18 protein-coding genes are annotated in these 20,096 nt (G+C 52.7%); 8 read left to right on the top strand and 10 right to left on the bottom strand.

From position 1 onward, the window contains the following. Positions 1–130: 130 nt before the first annotated feature. The 6 genes from N6G83_RS27365 to N6G83_RS27340 are packed head-to-tail and all read left to right on the top strand — an operon-like array spanning position 131 to position 10,750. Positions 131–472, top strand: a complete 342-nt coding sequence (locus N6G83_RS27365) for a phage tail protein (protein ID WP_024486957.1) — start codon at positions 131–133, stop codon at positions 470–472. 8 nt (positions 473–480) lie between these two features. After that, positions 481–1,233, top strand: a complete 753-nt coding sequence (locus N6G83_RS27360) for a phage minor tail protein L (RefSeq protein ID WP_211135907.1) — start codon at positions 481–483, stop codon at positions 1,231–1,233. Between the two features lie 2 nt (positions 1,234–1,235). Next, positions 1,236–1,946: a C40 family peptidase gene (locus N6G83_RS27355; RefSeq protein ID WP_021807649.1), complete on the top strand. Its 711-nt coding sequence runs from the start codon at positions 1,236–1,238 to the stop codon at positions 1,944–1,946. Beyond that, complete coding sequence (locus tag N6G83_RS27350; RefSeq protein WP_409529726.1) at positions 1,946–2,596, top strand: tail assembly protein; 651 nt, start codon at positions 1,946–1,948, stop codon at positions 2,594–2,596. The genes N6G83_RS27355 and N6G83_RS27350 overlap by 1 nt, the downstream gene beginning before the upstream one ends. Positions 2,597–2,654: 58 nt before the next feature. Beyond that, positions 2,655–8,333, top strand: a complete 5,679-nt coding sequence (locus N6G83_RS27345; RefSeq protein ID WP_211135905.1) for a phage tail tip protein — start codon at positions 2,655–2,657, stop codon at positions 8,331–8,333. A gap of 41 nt (positions 8,334–8,374) precedes the next feature. Beyond that, on the top strand, positions 8,375–10,750 hold the full coding sequence (locus N6G83_RS27340; protein ID WP_211135904.1) for a hypothetical protein: 2,376 nt from the start codon (positions 8,375–8,377) through the stop codon (positions 10,748–10,750). A gap of 137 nt (positions 10,751–10,887) precedes the next feature. Here the strand turns inward: N6G83_RS27340 and N6G83_RS27335 are convergent, their stop codons facing one another. Continuing rightward, the gene (locus N6G83_RS27335) at positions 10,888–11,625 is read right to left on the bottom strand and encodes a bifunctional 2-polyprenyl-6-hydroxyphenol methylase/3-demethylubiquinol 3-O-methyltransferase UbiG (protein WP_211135903.1); all 738 of its coding nucleotides are present in this window, start codon (positions 11,623–11,625) and stop codon (positions 10,888–10,890) included. A gap of 259 nt (positions 11,626–11,884) precedes the next feature. On the opposite strand from N6G83_RS27335, the gene N6G83_RS27330 reads away from it, so the two are divergent. Beyond that, a complete protein-coding gene (locus tag N6G83_RS27330; RefSeq protein ID WP_211135902.1) occupies positions 11,885–12,340 on the top strand; it encodes a GNAT family N-acetyltransferase in 456 nt (151 codons plus the stop codon). A 51-nt stretch (positions 12,341–12,391) separates the two neighbouring features. Here N6G83_RS27330 and N6G83_RS27325 read toward each other — a convergent pair whose 3' ends face one another. The 3 genes from N6G83_RS27325 to N6G83_RS27315 form a co-directional block, all read right to left on the bottom strand. Then, entirely contained in the window at positions 12,392–12,919 is a 528-nt protein-coding gene (locus tag N6G83_RS27325; RefSeq protein ID WP_024530945.1) for a rhodanese family protein, read from the bottom strand. 7 nt (positions 12,920–12,926) lie between these two features. Then, the gene (locus N6G83_RS27320; RefSeq protein ID WP_024530946.1) at positions 12,927–13,229 is read right to left on the bottom strand and encodes an ArsR/SmtB family transcription factor; all 303 of its coding nucleotides are present in this window, start codon (positions 13,227–13,229) and stop codon (positions 12,927–12,929) included. Positions 13,230–13,355: 126 nt separating this feature from the next. Then, positions 13,356–13,994 (bottom strand): LysE family transporter, encoded by a 639-nt coding sequence (locus tag N6G83_RS27315; protein ID WP_211135901.1) that lies wholly within the window; start codon positions 13,992–13,994, stop codon positions 13,356–13,358. Between the two features lie 215 nt (positions 13,995–14,209). Here N6G83_RS27315 and N6G83_RS27310 point away from each other — a divergent pair, with 215 nt between their 5' ends. After that, the gene (locus N6G83_RS27310) at positions 14,210–14,557 is read left to right on the top strand and encodes a DUF6404 family protein (protein ID WP_199063627.1); all 348 of its coding nucleotides are present in this window, start codon (positions 14,210–14,212) and stop codon (positions 14,555–14,557) included. A gap of 52 nt (positions 14,558–14,609) precedes the next feature. On the opposite strand, the gene N6G83_RS27305 is transcribed toward N6G83_RS27310, so the two are convergent. From N6G83_RS27305 to N6G83_RS27280, 6 genes are all read right to left on the bottom strand, one after another. Next, a complete protein-coding gene (locus N6G83_RS27305; RefSeq protein WP_211135900.1) occupies positions 14,610–14,867 on the bottom strand; it encodes a hypothetical protein in 258 nt (85 codons plus the stop codon). A gap of 58 nt (positions 14,868–14,925) precedes the next feature. Next, the gene (locus N6G83_RS27300; protein WP_211135899.1) at positions 14,926–16,155 is read right to left on the bottom strand and encodes an MFS transporter; all 1,230 of its coding nucleotides are present in this window, start codon (positions 16,153–16,155) and stop codon (positions 14,926–14,928) included. A gap of 15 nt (positions 16,156–16,170) precedes the next feature. Then, positions 16,171–16,932 (bottom strand): ABC transporter ATP-binding protein, encoded by a 762-nt coding sequence (locus tag N6G83_RS27295; RefSeq protein WP_098930000.1) that lies wholly within the window; start codon positions 16,930–16,932, stop codon positions 16,171–16,173. After that, a complete protein-coding gene (locus N6G83_RS27290; protein WP_370592699.1) occupies positions 16,932–17,948 on the bottom strand; it encodes a FecCD family ABC transporter permease in 1,017 nt (338 codons plus the stop codon). Before N6G83_RS27290 ends, N6G83_RS27295 begins: the two co-directional genes overlap by 1 nt. Positions 17,949–17,965: 17 nt before the next feature. After that, on the bottom strand, positions 17,966–18,967 hold the full coding sequence (locus N6G83_RS27285; RefSeq protein ID WP_094982617.1) for an ABC transporter substrate-binding protein: 1,002 nt from the start codon (positions 18,965–18,967) through the stop codon (positions 17,966–17,968). A 512-nt stretch (positions 18,968–19,479) separates the two neighbouring features. After that, positions 19,480–19,893 carry a GFA family protein gene (locus N6G83_RS27280; RefSeq protein WP_211135898.1) on the bottom strand — a complete coding sequence of 138 codons (414 nt, stop codon included), beginning with the start codon at positions 19,891–19,893 and terminating at the stop codon, positions 19,480–19,482. Between the last annotated feature and the right edge of the window lie 203 nt (positions 19,894–20,096).

Below are 20,096 nucleotides of genomic sequence, written 5' to 3'. Positions count from 1 at the left end.
AAGGGTGATAGGAAAGACGAATGTATGATCCAATATGTGGCACGTACTGTCCCCTCTCCCTGTGGGAGAGGGTTAGGGTGAGGGGTAATTCGGGCCCAGCGACTGACGGTTATTACTGCTCGGAGTCTTTATGCTTATCGATACTTTCCAATGGCAAACCCAGGCCTCGCCTAGTGGTAACTTTGTACATAACGTCAGAAGTGCGCAGTTTGGCGACGGCTATAAGCAGGTCAGCAGCAATGGGCTGAACCAGGCGGTGCAGCAGTGGCAGTTGGCCTATACCGGCCATCCGGCCGTGACCCAGTCGATGCTGGCCTTTTTAAATCAACACGTGCTCGTCGCCTTTTTCTGGACGCCGCCCAACGGCAAGAAAGCGCTATTTCGTGTCAAGTCGGATTCAATCTCCGTCACGCCGCTTGCGCGCAATGTGGAGGCGTTGAGTTTTGCCTTTGAACAAGCCTTCGGCGTATAGGTGCAATCATGTCATTTAACAGTGAAGTGCAAAAGCTGGCACCTGGGGAACTGATCCAGCTGATTGAAATTGATGGTACCGCCTTTGGGGCCGCCATCATGCGCTTTCATGCGCACAATATTCCCCACACTCAGGCCGAGATCGCGGCGGCGGGCAATGATGCCCAGCGGCTGAAACCAAAATCGATCTGGTGGCAGGGAAACGAGTATGAGGCCTATCCCTACGAGATCACCGGCCTGGCAGCAACCAGCGACGGTTCACAACCAACACCCAGGCTCAGCGTCGCCAACCTCAGCAATCTGGTGTCTTCGTTGTGTCTGACCTTCAACGACATGGTGCAGGCGAAAGTGCGGGTGCATGACACCTTTGCCAAATACCTGGATGCGATCAACTTCCCCGAGGGGAACGCTTTGGCTGATGCTTCGCAGGAGCGAGTGCAGGTTTTCTACATCGACAGCAAAAGCACCGAAACCAACAGCGTGGTGGAGTTCCAGCTTTGTACACCGTTCGATCTGCAAGGCCAGCAACTGCCCTCGCGGCAAATTCACGGGCTTTGCACCTGGTGCATCCGGGGTTGGTACCGTAGCGGCAGAGGTTGCGATTACAGCGGCGGCGCCTGTTTTGATAAGGACGATAAACCGATCGACGATCCGGCGTTGGACGTCTGCGGTGGCCGGGTATCCTCCTGCAAAAAACGCTTCGGTGACGCGCAACCCCTGGCCTTTGGCGGGTTCCCTGGCTCCAACCTGTTGGGGAGGTAATGATGCAGGCTGAAATCATGCAGGCCATTTGTGAGCATGCCGCAGCGGAATATCCCAATGAGTCCTGCGGTTTTGTGGTGCAGAACGGACGTAAGGCGCGTTATCTGCCATGCCGAAATGTGGCGGAAAACGCGTTGGATAACTTTGTCATTTCCCCTCAGGAATACGCGCAGGCGGAAGATCAAGGCGAGATCATTCGCATCATTCACAGTCATCCTGATGTGCCCGTATTGATCCCATCGGAGATGGATCGCCTGCAGTGCGATCACTCGGGCATTGTCTGGGGCATCGTCTCGTGGCCGGAAGGAGATTACACCGAAGTTGTGCCACGCGGTGAGCGGCCGTTGGTTGGGCGCAGTTGGCTGTTGGGGCATGCCGACTGCTGGTCATTGATCCGGGATTACTATCGCCAGGAACACGGCATCGCGCTGAATGATTACTCGGTAGAACATGAATGGTGGATCGACGGCAAAACCCGCCTGTATGACGATCACTGGTACGCCGAAGGATTCCGGGAATTTCAGGGGCCGATGCGCGCGGGCGACATGATCATGATGCAGGTTTCAGCCCCGGTTACCAACCACGCGGGTATCTATCTGGGGGACGGCATGATGCTGCATCACCTGTTCGGCCAACTGAGCCAGCGTTATCCCTACAGCGGATATTTTCAGGAGCGGACGGTACGCGTAGTCCGCAGGAAGGAGCTTCTATGATGCAAACAACAAGACTGATCCGGTTGGGTGGCCAACTGGGTAAAAAGTTCGGCAAGACCCATCGGCTGGTGGTGGCGGATACTCGCGAAGCACTGCGGGCGCTGTGTATCACCTTGCCCGGATTTGAGAGCTTTATGATGAATGCCCATAAGGACGGTGTGCAGTTTGCCTTCTTCAATGGCCCACAAAATATCGGCCTGGCCGAGTTTGCCACCTCCAAAGGCAGTGCCGATATCCGCATTATGCCGGTGATTGCGGGGAGTAAAAGCGCCGGAGGATTTCAGATTATCTTGGGAGTGGCTGCGCTGGTAGGGGCATTCTTTACCGCAGGTGGAACGATGGGACTTTACACTTCGGCGTTGGCTGCCTCTGGCGCAACAGCAACTCTTAGTGCCACGGCGGTTGCCGCTGTTAGCGGTTTAACAATGATGGGTGCTTCAATGGTACTCGGTGGTGTCATGCAACTGATGACGCCACAGCCGGATTTCGGCATGTCCTCTTCACAATCGGTGGAAAACAAACCCTCCTACGCCTTTGGCTCACCGGTCAACACCACGGCGCAGGGCTACCCGGTGCCAGTGCTGTACGGCGAACGGGAAATCGGTGGCGCGGTGATTTCTGCCGGTATTTACGCTGAAAACCAGCAATAACCCCCTTTAGGGCATTTTTCTACAGGTCGCATTCGCGGCCTTTTTTTATGGGCGCAATATGACAAAGTTAACTATTCATGGGCGCAAGGGCGGTGGTGGATCGGCGCATACGCCGGTTGAAGCTCCCGATGATTTGCAGTCCAACGCTAAAATCAAAATCCTGCTGGCGCTGTCTGAAGGGGAAATTGCCGGTGAGTTAGACGGCACCCGCATCCTGCTCGACGGCACCCCGGTACATAATCCCGACGGCAGTGAAAACTTTACCGGCCTGAAGTGGGAGGTGCGTAACGGCACCCAGACTCAGGATTATATCCAGGGCATGCCAGATGTTGAGTCTGAAACGCCGGTCAACGTTAAGCTGACCACCACGAACGTCTGGACCAAAACCTTCACCCGAACCGATATCGACGCGCTGCGCATACGCATGGGCTTCCCGGCGCTGTTCCAGCAGGAAGATAACGGCGATATGAACGGTTCGCTGGTGGAATATCTGATCGAGCTTTCCACCGACGGCGGAGCCTATAAAACCGTGGTCACCGGTACGCTAAAGGGCAAAACCACCAGTCTGTACGAGCGCGATCACCGGATTAATCTACCTAAGGCAACCACCAGTTGGACGCTGCGCATCAAGCGCATCACCCCAGACTCCACCAGCAGCAAGCTGGTAAACACGACCCAGATCCAGACCTACACCGAGATCGTAGACGCCAAGTTCCGCTATCCCAACACCGCCTTGCTGTTTATCGAGTTCGATGCCCAGCAGTTCAGTTCAGTGCCGAAAATTACGCTCAAGCCGAAGGGCAAAATCATCCGTGTGCCGGCCAACTACGATCCGTTGGCGCGAACCTACAACGGCAATTGGGATGGCAGCTTTAAATGGGCCTGGAGCAACAACCCGGCCTGGGTGTTTTACGATATCGCGCTGGACAAGAATTACGGCTTAGGCAACCGGGTTACCGCCGCCGAGATCGACAAATGGGGGCTGTACAGCATCGCGCAGTATTGCGATGAGCTGATTGATGACGGTTTGGGGGGCGGGGGCAAAGAACCGCGTTTCCTGTGCGACGTGTATATCCAGTCGCAGCAGGATGCCTACACCGTATTGCGGGATATCGCCGCCATCTTCCGTGGCATCACCTACTGGGGCAACGACCAGCTGTTTGCCTACGCGGATATGCCGCGCGATGTGGATTTCGTTTATTCGCGGGCCAACGTCATCGGTGGTGAATTTGCCTATGCGTCGGGTTCTTACAAGAATCGCTATACCTCTGCGCTGGTGAAATGGGGCGATCCGGCCAACCATTATGCCGACGCGGTGGAAGCGGCTTACGATAACGAACTGGTGAAGCGCTACGGCGTTAACCAGACTGAAATCACCGCCATTGGCTGTACGCGGCGCACCGAGGCTCACCGCCGTGGGCGCTGGGCGATCCTGAGTAACGCCAAAGATCGTACCGTCAGCTTTACCGTCGGGTTGGACGGCAATATCCCGCTGCCAGCTCGGATCATCGGCATTGCGGATGCCATGCTGGCAGGCAAGACCAACGGTGGGCGCATCCATTCCGCGCAGGATCGCGTGGTGGTGCTGGATCGTGAAGTAGCGTTCGGCAAAGGCGATCGCCTGATCGTCAATCTGCCAGACGGCACGGCGCAGGCTCGCACCATCGCCAGTATCGCGGCGGACAAACTTACGGTGACGCTGACAGCCCCGTTCCGCCAGCAACCAGAGCCTGAAGCGGTCTGGAGTATCGATTCCGACAGCCTGGCGATCCAGCAGTTCCGCGTGGTGTCGGTCCAGTCCAACGATGATGGCACCTTCGCCATTAACGCCGTTGAGCACGATCCGGATAAATACGCCTTTATCGATAACGGCATCCACCTGGATGCGCCGCCAATCACCGTGACGCCACCAGGAGCGATGCCAGCTCCGGCGAATATCGCCATCTCGCGCTACGACTACGTTAGTCAGGGGATTAACGTTGCCTCAATGCGGGTGCAGTGGCGGGCCGTTGCAGGCGCGGTGACCTATGAAGCCCAGTGGCGTAAAGATAATGGCAACTGGGTAAATGTGGGGGCGACGCCTTCGCTCGGGTTTGACGTTAACGGCATTTATGCCGGTAACTACGATGTGCGAGTACGAGCGGTGAATGCGGTGGGTGTTTCCTCGCAGTGGGGGCACGCCGAGCCGAGTTATCTGGCAGGCAAAGCGGGTGTGCCGCCCAAGATTGTTTCGCTGACGGCAACCAAAGATGTGGTGTTTGGCATCCAGCTTTCCTGGCGATTTGGCCAGAACTCTGCCGATGGCCTGAAGACCACCCTGATGGTAGCCAGCCGGGCGGATTTCGCCGATGAACGCTTGCTGGCCGATGTGCCTTATCCGCAGCATCGCTATGACATGCAAGGCCTACGTGCCGGGCAGGTGCTGTACTTCCGCGCGGCCTTTACCGACAAAACCGGCAACCAGTCCGACTGGAGCGAGTTTGTACGCGGGATGGCTTCGGACAGCGCGGACGTGGTGTTGGCGCAAATTGCACAAAGCATTACCGAGACCGAACTGGGCAAAGATCTGTTGGAGAAGATCAACAGCCTGCCTTCGGATCAGAACGTGCAGGATCTTGCCGAGAAGATCGCCCAGGCGCAGGCCGATATCGAGGCGAACAGGGATGCGCTGCAAGGGGATGTCGATACCCTGCAAGCAGCGCTGAACAAGGTTAACGCCGAGCTGGCGGGCCGCAATGCCGATCTGAGCAATGCTATCGACGTGCTGCAACAGGATTTGACGCAGCTAGGCAAAGCCGCCATCGAAAACAGCCTGACCATCGAGCATAACCGCCAAAAACTCTCCCAGGCCCAGGAGGCACTGAATAGCGATATCAAGGATGCGCGCGGGGAAATTGACAGCACCCGCGCCAGCTTGACGCGTGCAGATGCCGAACTGCAGGCCAAGGTCGATGCCCTTACCGGTGGCACCAACGCGGCAATGGCCCAGGTCGCTTCGCAGATCACTCAATTGCAGGACGGCGACCAGCAACTGGCCAGCAAGCTAGACGTGGTAATTGCCAAAGCTGAAGGGAACGCAGCGCAAATCGCGCAGGAGAAAGCGGCGCGTGTGGATGCCGATGGGGCGTTGGCCAAGGATATCAGCTCGGTGAAAGCCACGGCGGATAATCAGCAGGGATTGATTATCAAGCTGGAGCAGGCGCAGGCCGATGCCGATTCTGCTTTGGCGAAGGTGGAGTCCAACGTTTCCGCCAACGCCAAGGCAATCGGCAGCAACAAGACGGAACAGGACAAGGTTAACTCGCAGATTACGCAGAAAACCGAAGCGCTGGCCGATCAGCAGAAAACACAGGGCCAGCAGCTCAGCGGCCTGACTTCTGAGTTCAGCGAAAACCGGGCGGATGTAACCCAACAGCTGAAAACGCTGGCGGCAACAGACTCGGCTCAGGCCCAGCAGATTTCCGGTTTGCAGGCCAGTACGGGCAGTAACACTGCGGCTATCCAGGCAGAGGCGAAATCCCGTGCCGATGCCGATGGGGCGCTGAGCCAACGGGTTGACGTGATCCAGGCGACCAGCCAGGAAAACACGGCGGCTATCACCCGCCTTGGCATCGCGCAAACTGAAGCCGAAAGCAGCACGGCCAGCCTGCAACAGGCTTTGGAGGCCACGGCCAAGGCGAATATAGAACAGGCGCTTAAACAGGACAGCGATGTTCAACGTCTGGACGAGAGCAGCGCCCGGTTAACCACGGCGCAAACCGTTTTCGCCGATCGGCAGCAGGCGCAGGCCCAGCAAATCACGCAGCTGGACGCGAACTTTGGTGATGTGTCTGCGCAGTTGCAGCAGGAGATCACCACCAGGGCCAGCGAGACTGGCGCGTTGTCACAACGCTTTGACCATTTGAGCGCAGATGTCGGCAGTAATCAGGCCGAGGTGGATCAGCGTTTGCAGGCGCTGGTGGATAGCGACAGTGCTCAAGCGTCGTTGATTACCGGTCTAGGGGCAGCCAGTGGCGAAAATAAAGCGGCGATCGCCGCTGAATCGCAAGCGCGGACCACGGCGGATGAAGCGTTATCCCGGCAATTGAGTTCGCTAGATTCTACCGTTGGGCAAAACACGGCGGCCATTAACGATCGGCTGCAGACGTTGGCCAATCAAGACTCTGCCATGGCGGAGCAGATTGGTTCATTAACGGCGACCTCTGGCGAATACAGCGCGGCGATCGGCGAGTTGAAGCAGGCACAAAGCGATTCGGCGGGTTCGCAGGCCTCGCTCAGCAGCTCGCTTGAAGCCATTGCCAAGGCGGATATCGAGCAGTCGTTAAAGCAGGCGGAAGACGTTATCAGCAATGACGTGGTCACCGCATCGATCAAGACCCAGCAGAACGTAATGGCGGACGATCAGCACGCCCAGGCGCAGCAGATCACCGAATTACGCGCAAGCTTTGGTGATGTTGATGCGCGCTTGATGACGGAACAGACGGTGCGTGCGGAAGCTGACAAGGCGTTAGCCCAGCAAGTGACTACGCTGGCAGGCACCGTGGGGGACAACAATGCCCAACTCAATCAGCAACTGCAGGTGCTGGTGGATACGGACAGTGCCCAGGCCAAGCTTATTAACGACCTGACCAGCCGAACAGGAGCGAATGAGGCCTCGGTTACCGCCCTGAGCCAAACGCTAACCGATAGTAATAGCGCGACGGCTCAGCAAATTGGCGCTCTGCAATCCGCTACCGGTGACAATACTTCGGCGATTACTTCATTGTCGAAAACCGTGACCGATAACCAATCGGCAACGGCCAACGATATCAAGTTATTGAATACGGCGGTGGGGGATAACAAGGCGGCAGTCCAGCAGGTGAGTTCTGCGCAGGCGACCTTGGATGGCAAGGTTTCCGCAACCTGGTCGGTAAAAGTTGAAACCAGTAAGAAGGGGGAAAGCAGCGTTGCTGGTTTGGCATTGGGGGTTGATGACGCGGGGAACCGGCAATTCCTGGTGCGGGCCGATCGATTTGCCTTGGTGACCAAAGATGAGGGCAATGTGTCTGTTCCCTTCGCGGTGCAAAATGGCCAGACGTTTATTAACTCGGCGTTTATTGCTGATGGGACGATTACTAATGCAAAAATAACGGGTTGGATAGGCTCTGATAACTTCATCGATGGTAGGCAGGGCTGGGCTATCAATAAGTCTGACGGTAACGCTCAGTTTAATCAGGTTTCTGTTCGTGGGCATATCGAGGCTTCATCTGGAACGTTTAATAATGTAGTGATAAATGAAAACTGTACTGTAAAAGGAACAGTCTATGCCGAGCGTATAGATGGTGAAATCTCAAACTCGGCAGTGATTCCGACAATATCTTATGAAAATAACTCAAAGGGTGGTTATTTTTATTTTGACCGTGAGTTACAGCTTTACGGACGCTATCGTTATAATATGATGTGCATTTTAGATCTTGGGGTTTTTATTACCTCCGTCAATAATTTTAATGGTAGTTCATGGTTAGAGATCGAAGTTTATAAAAATGGTATTAGTGCCTACAAGGAAAGGTTTGATGGCATGAAAACGGGGGATACATTGTCTAATATCGTTCCAATACCCATCTATCCAGGTGAAGCTGATATTCCTATTGTGATTGAGTTTCGTCAAGTTATTCACGGGTGGTTGTCTTACAAAATAAATAAAAAAATGTTATCTATTTTTAAAACAAACCCTTCATCTATTAACTTTAAGTTCTAGTATTCAGTAAAAATACCGTAATGCTTATGGAGAGTAATTCTATGTGGTACAAAACAGGTACGATCAATTTAATCGCTAATAACGCCACCGTAACCGGTACCGGCACCGCGTGGGCCGATGCCAAGTTTGGCGTGATGCCAGGCATGATTTTGTTGGCACCGGACAATAAGCTGTATGAAGTTAAACAGGTGAATAGCAATACCTCACTAACCCTTAATAGCAACTATTCCGGTTCAACGGCCAGCGGGCAGAGCTATGCGATTATCACCACTTATGAAGGTGATATCAGCCAGTTCTCCGCTCGCTTTGCCGCGATGCTCACCTTCTTCCAGGGGAGTCGCAATGATACGGTGAGCTGGTTCACTGGCTCAGGGGATATGACCTTTACCAAAGATGATGGTACAAAACTAACGGTGCCGACGTTGGCGAAGGTTCAGGCGGATTATGTTTCTAGGTCATCGACTCTTGACCAGAGTATTGCGAGTTCGGTGTTAATGTCTAAACCGACTCGCCTTGCGTCGACAACAACGCCTGAGTTTACTCCAACAACTCAAGGGGCTTGGGTATCTTGGAACCGAGATCCTTCTAGTGCGAATAGTGGTTATGCTGCTGCTACTGATTTTATAAACCACAAGGGAGGCGGCACAGGTGGATGGAACTTCTGGAATTCAAATGGTACAGCAACAAATCTATCAGCAAAACTAAGCCCAGCAGGCTTCTTTACAACAATGGGGGGGTTAACGTCATATAACGATCAGGTTATGCAGGCAAACACTGAGGGCGGGAATGTTATAATTCGTTTTAAAGGAGCAGACGGTGTAGAAAAAGGCGCCTTTTATAACTCGACCTCTACTGGCCAAATGACACTTCGTTGGGGGGGGCAGCAGCACAGTTTAATTGGTCAGGCTGATGGTCAATTAAATATCCCCAAAACGCTAACTTTTAATATGGCTTATACGACTCCTGCTGCAGTTCCTGATGTTGCAAATTTGCCGGTTATGTTTAGAGGTGCTGATACAGCTCAGTTTGCTAACCCTAATAATATAAATATTGGGACGTGGTATGGGTTTGCCGTTGTTCCTACATGCCCGGATAATATCACCGCTGCGGGTGTGACACGTGGTTCTCCAGTTTTCTATGTAAATGCTAGAACAGGTACGGCACACGTTATAAATAATATGTATGTTGGTACCTCTGCAGTCCTAAAAGTTGGTGATCATGGTATTGGTGGGACAACCGCGCCTACGGTTAGCGATCCAAATGCAGTTGGCACAAATCAGTTTGTACGAATTCCTAGTGGTACGAAAAATTCACCTGGTACGGCTGCATGGGCCGGAATAAATTCAGGTTTTGATGGCGGTTCAAGATATCAGCTTCTATGGGAGCAAGGGACCTCTGCAGTAAACCTTCAAACGAGAATTCGCGAGCCGTTAGGAAATTGGAGCCCTTGGAAGAAAATTGTAACAGATGAGTCTGTTGCCCAAATTGTTGCGCCTTTAATTCCATCTACAGGTAATGGTGAGCGCTATTGCAAAATTGCGGAGCAAAGCATTACTACGACTGGCAATCGTGGAATGGTGTTCATGGTGACACAAGGTCGACAGTATGGTGAATTGGGGATGGATATCTCCTATATTTACTTCTGTGCAAGAGGAGCAACGACTACATCACTTGCTGCTAATGGGCTTCATCACATAAAATTAGGTTCGACCTCTGCTAATTCTAGTGCTAATGATATTCATTGCGGTGCTGTATATAATTCTGATACATCCATGTGGGAGTTGTGGGTTTCTGGAAACGGATACAATTGCCCAAGAGTTTCTCTTATTGGCAACGTCGAAACCGGAACGATGAATGGTGTTACAACTGATGTAGATTTAGTATGGAGACCAACTAGGCCATCGGGTTACACAATTGCATCTGAAAAGCGCACTTGGACAGATTTTAACACCACCGTAGACGCCAACGGTTTCCTGAAAAAAGCCTCACCCATCGCCCGTCTCTCCAGTAACCCAGAGAAAATGCCCGACGAATACCTGGATGGCTTTACCTTGTCGGGGCTGGCTGCGGTGAATGGCGAGGCTGCGGGCGTTACCGCTGAGCGAGTCTCGGTTGGCGTATATAAAGTGACAGGTTCGCTAGGTTTCGCGCTGGAAGGTTGGAACATCGAAGTCCCACAAGACGTCAACGGTAACCGCCTGTGCTTCGTCGCCACCGAAGCGGCTGAAGACGGCACGATCACGGTCAAGGTCAGCAAACGCCGCTTTGATATTGATACCGCAGCAATCGTGGCCGGGGAGTCGATGGATATTCCTGAAGGGCGCTGGATCGATCTGCGCTTGGAGATGCCGCCGGTTGAGGAAGTTCAGAGTGAGCCAGAGCCTGAAAGCCACGAAGGCGAAATGGCGAGCGAGTAAGTTGTACCGGCAGTGAAAACGGTGTTGTCCTGAAGTTGCCCAGAACCGTTCGCTGTGAATAAGCTTGGAAAGTATTGGGGGGAGGCAGCCTCCCCAATATTGGATGTTTTAACGAAATTTAACGAAGTGAACAGCCATTACGCAGCGGGTTTTTGTACCGCCAGGATAAAGATCATCGGGCGTTCTTTTTCTTCATCCAGTGCCGGGTTGTCGGCAATCTGCTGAGCTGAAGGACCCCACTCGTTCAGATAGCGGATGGTGAATCCCTGCTGGACCAGCAAATTGATATAGGTGCCCAGCATACGGTGCTGCTTAATCACTCCTTCTGCCAGCCAGTTGGAAATACGTTGCCCTTCTTGCTGATAACCATTGATCGGCCAGGATTTTTGCCCTGCCTCATCCACTAACCAACCCTGATGCTTTGGCGCAGTATAAATCGGGTGCTCGGCGGTAAAAATAAACTCCCCACCATTCACCAATGCCTGATAAACGGTAGCGAACAGCTTGCCGAGATCCTCGATATAGTGCAGCGTCAGCGAGCTATAGACCAAATCAAAGCTGGCTGCTGGTAGTTGTAGCGCTTCCAGATCCTGCTGGCGGTATTCAATCGCCGGATCTTCGGTCATCTGTTTCGCCTTGCCCAACATCTTCTCTGAAAGATCCATTCCCAGAACCTGGGCTGCACCTTGCTCATGAGCACTGCGGCAGAACCAACCGTAGCCACAGCCAAGATCGACCACCTTTTTGCCCTGTAAATCGGGCAGGATGCTGCGGATTGTTGACCATTCCGGTGCACCATCTAAACCCTGTACTGAACGGCTGAGTTGCGCATAGCCGTCAAAGAAGGTTTGATTGTCATAGATATTTTGCGACATAACGTCTCCTGAATTATATAAACCGCATAACAGCGCGGCGTTTTAATGGTATGCGTTCAGCAAACAGACTGCCAACAAAAATTGGGCCTCTACCCCCTGTCTTTCAAGCTGCAGCGTTGTTACCTGCACTTGTCCACCCCAGTCACTTACAAAAGTAAGTTCCTGGGGATGATCAAGCTTGTCGCCTAGCTGCAACTTGAAATCCAAAGGGTATAGGTGTGTATTTATGAGTGTAAAACTTTGTCATAGAGGGGCCTGAGTGAAAATTATTTCGGTGCGTCAGGAGCCAGCCTACCGCGATGTGGCTATCGATTATTTCCAGCGACAGTGGGCATCGCCAGAGACCATGATGCTGTATCAAGACTCGATAACCCGTTGTATCGACGCGGTAAATCCGCTGCCGCAGTGGTATTTGTTGCTGGATGGGGAAACCGTTGTGGGTTGTGCGGGTCTGATTACCAATGACTTTATCAGCCGCATGGAACTGTATCCGTGGCTATGTGCGTTGTACGTCGATGAGCATTATCGTGGGCAAGGTCGCGGCGCATTGTTGGTCAACCACGTAGCCAAGGCCACAAGCGAGCTGGGATTTCCCCGTTTGCATCTGTGTACCGATCATGTCGGTTATTACGAGAAATTGGGTTTCAGCTTTGATGGGCTTGGTTATCACCCGTGGGGCGAGTCGTCACGGGTCTATTCGTTGGGTCTTGCCTAGTGGCGTAGCGGTTAAACGGGCGCAGCGGCGCCCCTACGGTTGAGCATCTCGCTATTTGGGCTGGTTCCAAGGCATTTTGACCAACAGCGTCGCCATTCCGCAAAATCCGCTGATGCCAGCAAATAGCAACCCAGCACCTACAAAGCCGGACAGCAGGAAGAACAGGGGGGATATGACATACCCCAAGATTGTCCCTGCCAGAATAAGTGAGCCAGCAGCAATCTGCACCTGTCGCATGATGGGAAGCGGCTGGTTCTTACCCTTCACGATAGGCAATCCCTGTTGCTTCCAGCCGTTGATACCGCCTTCAAGCAGGTAAACCTTGGCAGGTGTTGCTGCCCCTGCCAATAGCGCTGCGTTTTCTGCCGTACGGCGGCCAGACTGACAGTGAAAAATCACTACATCCTCCTCGTTAACCGCCTGCGGTTTCCCACCTTTCTCAATATCAGTCAGCGACAGCAAGCTGGCTTGGGCAATATGCTCGTGGGCATATTCATCCATTCCGCGAATATCCAGCAGCTGCGCTCCCTGCATGATAAATTTTTGCGCTTGCTGGGCAGTTATCGTTTCTATGTTCATGGTGTCCTCAGGGGCAATAGATGGCTTTTAGCGTGCTGATGACCTGCTGCACGGCGCTATTTTTAATCGAGTAGTTGATGCGCTGCCGATCGCGGGTGCTTTCAATCAGCCCTTCCTCGCGCATCTTGGCTAGATGCTGTGATGTCGCTGATGGGCTAAGCCCGGTAGCTAGTGCTAACTCGCCGGCACTGGTGCCTGGAGCATCAACCAGCATACAAAGGATCAACAGGCGGCGGGGGTTGCTCATGGCTTTGAGCAACGTCGCGGCGGCATTGGCGCTGGCAAGCAGAGAGGCGTTTTCGTCAGTCATTAATTACTTTAGTATTTGCTAAATTTAGTAAACACTAAAGTAATTGGCGGGAAAATGCACGTGTTTTTTCAAGCGGCAGACAAAGATCCAAACTTGATCTCACTCACACCATTGGATATATAGCGGCTATAGGGAGCGGCGCATGAGGCCTTCGTAAATCAGCTTAATGGCGAAAGCCCCGATCACCACACCGATCGCTCGGCTGGCTATCCGTTGCATGCTGGCATAGGTGCGCCGTACCGCTGGCAAGGAGAATGCCTGGCTGAGAAAAACGCGCCAGATAACCGAACTGAGCACTATTCCCAGCCAGGCACTCAGTTTGGCCCAGGTGGGCGTATTGGGGCTCAGGGTTACGGAGAAGATACTGATGAAAAACAGCACCGTCTGCGGATTAGCGAGATCGGTGATCAGGCCCCGGCGGAAGAAGATATACCATGGCGCACTGAGCGGTTGTTGCAGCGCAGGGGAGTGTGGCGTTGCCTGCTTATTCATACTCTTATAGGCAAACCATAGAAGATATAACCCGCCGACGATCTTGATGAATGAGAAGATCCCCTCGCATTGGGTGATCAACGTTGCCATGCCAAACAGGCCCAGCCCGGAATAAAGGGCGTCACCCAGCGCTACGCCAAGCCCGGTGAGCATGCCTGCACGGCTACCGGAGGCCAGGCTGGTCTGCACCACGACGAACAGGTTGGCGCCGGGGTTGAAAAACGTTAACACAAACAGGCCGATCGTCAGGGTGATTGCATGTAGTGGTTCCATCTCGGCTATCCTTTCTGCGCTCAAACGCCAATGATATGGCTAGTCCTGCACCGGCGATGCGAATCGCATCACATCTATAGCTGAGGTAATGATAGAACCATCTCTGGCCCACTATAGGGCTAGGATCTAAACGGTGAAAAGCTCTTAACTGGCAGTTCTCAAGCTGTGCTCAATCTGATAAAAAATAGACTTGTTGTTAGTGAAAGGACTCGACGATGACGTTTGATGAAAAAAAAGAACGAGCATTAGCGTTGATGGCAGAGAAAAAAATGTGGCGTAGCAATTATGCTCCACCGCTCCTGCGCCTGCTGTGGAAGTTTGGCGTCCAGATGCCACCGCCACCGTTTATGCCGTTCTGGTTGAATGTGCTTTGCTTCGGTGGCTTTTTTGGCTCTGTGTGGGGCCTGTTTATGTGGTTTACGACTTGGAAAAGCGAATGCTACAGCGTATTGATGGCGCTGCAGACAAGCTTGTTGGCTGGTGGACTGTTTGGCTTGATGATGGCGCTATATCACTATTGGCGAAAGCGAGTAAACAAGCTGCCGGACTGGGACAGTCTTTGATAGATGAGTGGGGGCATAAGTCAGTCGCCTGAACCCCCAGCAAGCTGTGCCTTCAGCCTTTCGGCAATAAGGCATCAATCAGTGAGGTAAACACGCCCCCAGTAGTAAAGGCATGCGCTGTTTTGTATTCCTCACCCCTTATGTCTTTAAATCTGGCAAGGGCCGCTTGCGGGGAAGTGGATTGCAACTCTTCAAATTGCTTGGCATAGCCTTTATCTAACAGGTGTTTCTGATTGTCTGTGAAATCAGGGACAGAGTTATCCAGTACCACAATCTGCTCGCCCTTCACGAAAAAACTGTAAATCACCATAGTATCTTCCTTAAGTTAGTGTCACGACGATCCCAAGATCGGATGAAGGTTGTGCAGACTATTTTCGCATAGGTCGACAAATCACAACCATTGCTATCGCGCTGCAAAATGGGAAAAATGCCAGTTGTAGCCAGGGGGAAATGGCCTCATGGGAAGGGACCAATGCGGCGTCAAGTTGGTTGCCGAGAAAGAAATTTCCCGCTAATACCGCACATCCTCCGGCTGAGGCAAGTGCACCATAGTGTGCGCCCAGCGTCGATTCGTTAGCAAACCATGGGATCAAATCTTTCACTGAAGGTACCAGCAGCATTTGCCCCAGGGTCAGTAACGTCACAAAACAGGCGGCAGGCAAAAGCCGGGAACCGTTTTCTGGCGGAGGGGTGGCAGCAAACAGCGCGACGCTGAGAAATGAGACGGAAATAAGCAGAAAACCCATGGGCAGGATGCGCGCAGCTCCGATGTGGCGAGCAAAGCGTGCAAGCGGTAGCTGTAGGGCAATAATCAGCAGCGATGCCAGCACAAACAACGGGCCAAGATCTTTTTCACTGCCGCCGGCACGTTGGATCTCCACAGGCAGCGCAAAATATAACTGGTTATAGCTTAACAGCCATGAGCTATAGGCGATAATAAAGGCGACAAACCGTGGTTTACGGAATGTCGTCCACCACGGAAGGATGTTTAGTGTCTGTTTCCTGACATTCGCAGCGGGAAGGCAGAAAAACAACACCACCAGTGCGACGACGAAGACACCAGCCCCCGCCAGAGCCACCTGACGAAAACCCAACCCTGTCAACAAAGCCCCTGCCACCGGCCCCAGAACTGCCCCCAGCTCTCCACAAACCGCAAATAACGCAAACCATTCCGCCCGGCTGCGTTTGCCCTGTAATTCGCTTTGCGTTCCAGCCTTTGCCAGTAACGCTTCGATTGACGGAGAGAACAGGGCACCGCCAATGCCTGTAAGGCAGGCGCCAATGATAATCGGACATAGTGACTGCCCAAGTGCCAGTAGCAGATAGCCCGCCACACGGATCATACAGCCGCAGAGGATAATGATACGTGCACCGTAGCGATCGGACAACGCGCCGCCAACGATAAACATGCCTTGCTGAGAAAACGTTCGCAAACCTAATATCAGCCCGATGAGTCCACCGGACAGCATCATATCGTCGCGTAAAAACACGGCCAGAAACGGCACAACGGCGTAAAAGCCAATGTTAAAAACAAACTGGCTGCCCAGTAACACAGGCGGCCAGACCTGAGTCACTGAGCGCAAAATTGGCAAAGACATGCTAGTGACCTGGTCTTAAGCGATGTAGTGGATATGTTTTTTTCCGTGGAAGGGAGAGATTTCAATCTTTGTCTCTACCTTGAATACATCCCAAAGCAGTGACTCTGTGAGGATCTCCTGCGGGCTACCTGCGGCGACGATCTGGCCCTGTTGCATCACAATCAACGAGTCGCAGAACATGGAGGCGTGGTTGAGGTCATGAATAGCCACAATGCTGGTCACTGGCAGTTCGCTGACGAGTTTCATCAACTGTATCTGATGGCGGATATCCAGATGGTTGGTCGGCTCATCCAGGAGGATCTCCGTCGGCGATTGTGCGAGAGCTCGTGCAATGTGAACACGCTGGCGTTCGCCACCCGATAAACTCTGCCACCCTTGCTCACTTTTGCTAAGCATATCGACACGCTGGAGTGCGGCGGTGACAGTATCGTCATCCTGCGTACTCCAGTTAGAAAACGGGGAGTGATGAGGAATACGCCCCAGTTTGACCACGTCGACAACGCGCATATTGGCCTCGGTCATGCCGTGCTGCTCTACAAAAGCTACCCGGCGTGCCAACTGCTTTTTGGTTATCTGGGCGATATTTTGCCCGTCCAGCGTGACAGTACCTGAGTGGGGGCGTCGTAATCCAGCGAGGATCCGCAACAGTGATGACTTTCCGCAGCCGTTAGGGCCCAGTAGCCCGACGGTTTCTCCACTCGAAACGCTCAGCGAGATGTTGTTGACGATGGTTTTTTTACCCACACTCCAGGTAATATTTTCAGCGGCGATACTCATCACTTATTCCTTGAGCGGTAGATGATAACGGCAAAGAATGGCACGCCAACCAGCGCGGTGACCACGCCGACCGGAAGACTTTGCGGGGCTATCAATAAGCGCGAAGCTATATCGGCCAGCACCATCAAGATGGCACCTGCCAATGCGCAGGTGATAAGTAACCTGCGATGCAATGGCCCAAAGAAGAAGCGCATGACGTGCGGAACGACCAAGCCCACAAAGCCGATAGAACCTGCCATGCTGACGATGGTTGCTGTGATCAGCGCAGTGATGGTGAACAGGATCAGGCGAACCCAGGGCACGGCAATGCCCAGCGAGGCGGCAGCATCATCGCCAAAAGTAAAAGCATCCAACGCTCGAGAATAGTAAAGGCATACCGCAAGCCCTACCAGTACGACGACCAGCGCCAGTTGAAACTCAGGCCATCTCACGCCGCTGAAACTGCCCAGCAACCAAAACATCACGTCACGCGCCTGCTGCGCGCTAGCGGATGTGCTGATGGTGTAAGCAGTAATCGCGTTGAAGAGTTGAGACGCAGCAACGCCCGCTAGAATAGTGCGCTCATTACCACCGCGTGCGCCATTGGTCAAAAAGGCGACAAAGGCAAAGGCGGCAAATGCCCCTGCAAATGCCCCGGCGGAGAGCGACACGGCACCGGTGCCGATACCCAAAACGACCACTGAAACCGCGCCGGTTGAAGCGCCAGCAGAAACGCCAAGCACGTAAGGTTCTGCCAGAGCATTCTTCAGCAGGCTTTGCAGCACTGCACCGCATATTGCCAACCCGGCACCGCAGCAGGCCGCGACAAGCGCCCGGCTCAGGCGAAAGTCCCAAATCACACTTTCGTAAATGCGGCTAAGGGGCACCTCTGTCAGTCCGAGTTTATTGCTTATGGCATAGAACACGCTTCGCAGCGGGATAGAAAGCTCACCTACGCTAACGCCAATCGCGATCACCAGGAATAACAACACCACTGAAAAAACACTCGACGCGGCTAGCAGAAACGTCTGTTTCATCGGCTGTGACACTACTGTCATTTATCTAGCCCAAGATTTCTGAGCTGTTCGCCAACTTGTTCTGCACCATAGATGGTGCGAATCGTTGGGTTCATTGCCTGACCATCCATCACGACGATGTGGCCTTTTTTCACCGCGTCTAATTGACTAACCGCAGGATCGGTTTTGAGAAATTTAATCTTTTCTTCTGCGTTATCGAGCGCCCAGCGATTTCGGTCAAGGCTTGAAACTACTATCACATTGGGGTTAGCGGCAATGATGCTTTCCCAACCGACGGTTGGCCACTCAGTCTCTGAGGTGATGGCGTTATGGCCGCCTAACAGATTAGCGATAAAACCGGAAGCGCTGTTCTTGCCGCCGACATAGGCATCAGAGGAGGGGGAAGAGCTAGAGAACCAGAAGACAAACGAAAGGTCTTGGTTGTTTTTTCCGAACTCTCGGCGAAGGTCTGCTTCGCGTTGTTTAAAATCGGCAATTAGCGCCTGGCCGCGATCTTCGACGTTGAAGATTTTGGCAAAGTCTGCAATCTCTTGATAAAGGAATGTCATGTCCCACAGTTTTTGGCGGCTACCGTACATATCGCCAATGTCTTTTTTGGTTGCGCACATGCCAGGAGACATGTAGCTATTCACGCCAACGGTGGCGAGATCTTCGCGCTTGGCGACTTTACTTTCTGGGCCGAGCAGCAAAGGCAGTTGTGCGGGAACAAAATCAGGGTTTTGCGCAAGAATAGATTCCAACGTCGGTATTTCTACCGTCAGCGTTTTGATTTTTTCATTCTGTTCAGCTAGTTGCGGCAGCACTTTGGTTGGCCAAAACGCACTGGCGACTATCTTGTCCTGCAACCCCAATAGCAGCAGAATTTCGACGGTATTTTGTCCCAGTGCGACGACGCGCTCGGGGGCTTTGGTAAACGTCTCTTTATACCCACAATTCTCAATCGTTAGAGGATACGTGGTTGCCAAAGCAGAGCTGGCCGAGGCGAGCACCATTCCTAACGCACAGATGACCTTTTTCATTTAACACAACTCTTAACGGAATGAATGTTGACTGCGAAAGCGCAATGATAATGAAAATTATTTATTATGCGATAAAAATTTACTGCTTAACCCTTCGGAAAAAACGCATTAAATACACATCAAGACTAGGGATTTAGGCGGCGAAAAACACGTTAAGTTAGGCATGAGGCCGCGGGTAACCGTTTCACCTGATTTTGGCTTTGCATCAGCTCCCTCTGACTAAGGGGCTGTAGGGGGATGTTGGTCACCGTACGTGATAAACACTAACAAAACAGAGCTGGCATCTTGGGCGAACTTATCAAACACGAACGAAGCAATATTTCAGACGCAGCCAAAAAGATATGTAAAAAGCTGCCCCTTTCGGTTGAACATCAAAGAATTCGAGAACAACAAGAAGACCGACAATACGAATAGCGGTTTGAATGACAATAACTCAATTGGAGCATTTGTCTGTCATCGTAGCGGTTCTTCATGGGCCGCTTCGTGCCAAAAGCAAGCGGACGTTAAAACCATCAAGGTGTGCGAATCAACGGAGAGCAGGTCAGGCTATCAGGAAACAGTTTCTGCCACCACTCGGGTTTCATATCTTCAAACGAATGATACTCCGGTGTCAGCGCAGGATCGTTTGGATTATCAAATACTCCACTCAGTAATGCGATTATGGGTCCGTCATCTATGGCTCCAATGGAACTGCCACACCGTGGGCAAAAGGCTCGGCTTGAGGCGGGTGAGGAGCGGTAGGTTGCGGGTTTGCCACCTTCCCCGATCCATTGCACATTGGAGGCCGAAAACTCAATCCATACGGCGGATTGGGCACCGGTATGCTTTTGGCAAATATCGCATGAGCAGGTGTGTGGATTTGCTGGGCTGGTTGCCTTAAAGCGTATGGCTCCGCACAGGCAGCCGCCGGAAAACTTGTTGGTCATGCGTATTTGCTCGATGGTTGAGTGGGAGTTTAAAATTAGCAGGTGAGGTTTGAGATCGCTATAACTTAAGGTGATTTGTTGATTTTTTAGTGTATATCTGGGTGTGACCATTCGGCATTTTGAAGCTTAACGCAGGAACTCAACAGCTAAAGCTTGCTTTAGCGTGATGAATCAAAGCGAGTTAATATCAGGCATCGGACCAC

It is taken from the genome of Serratia sp. PL7 (assembly GCF_945957435.1).
Note: the sequence above shows the minus strand (reverse complement) of the source record. Positions and strands in the feature narration are given on the sequence as shown.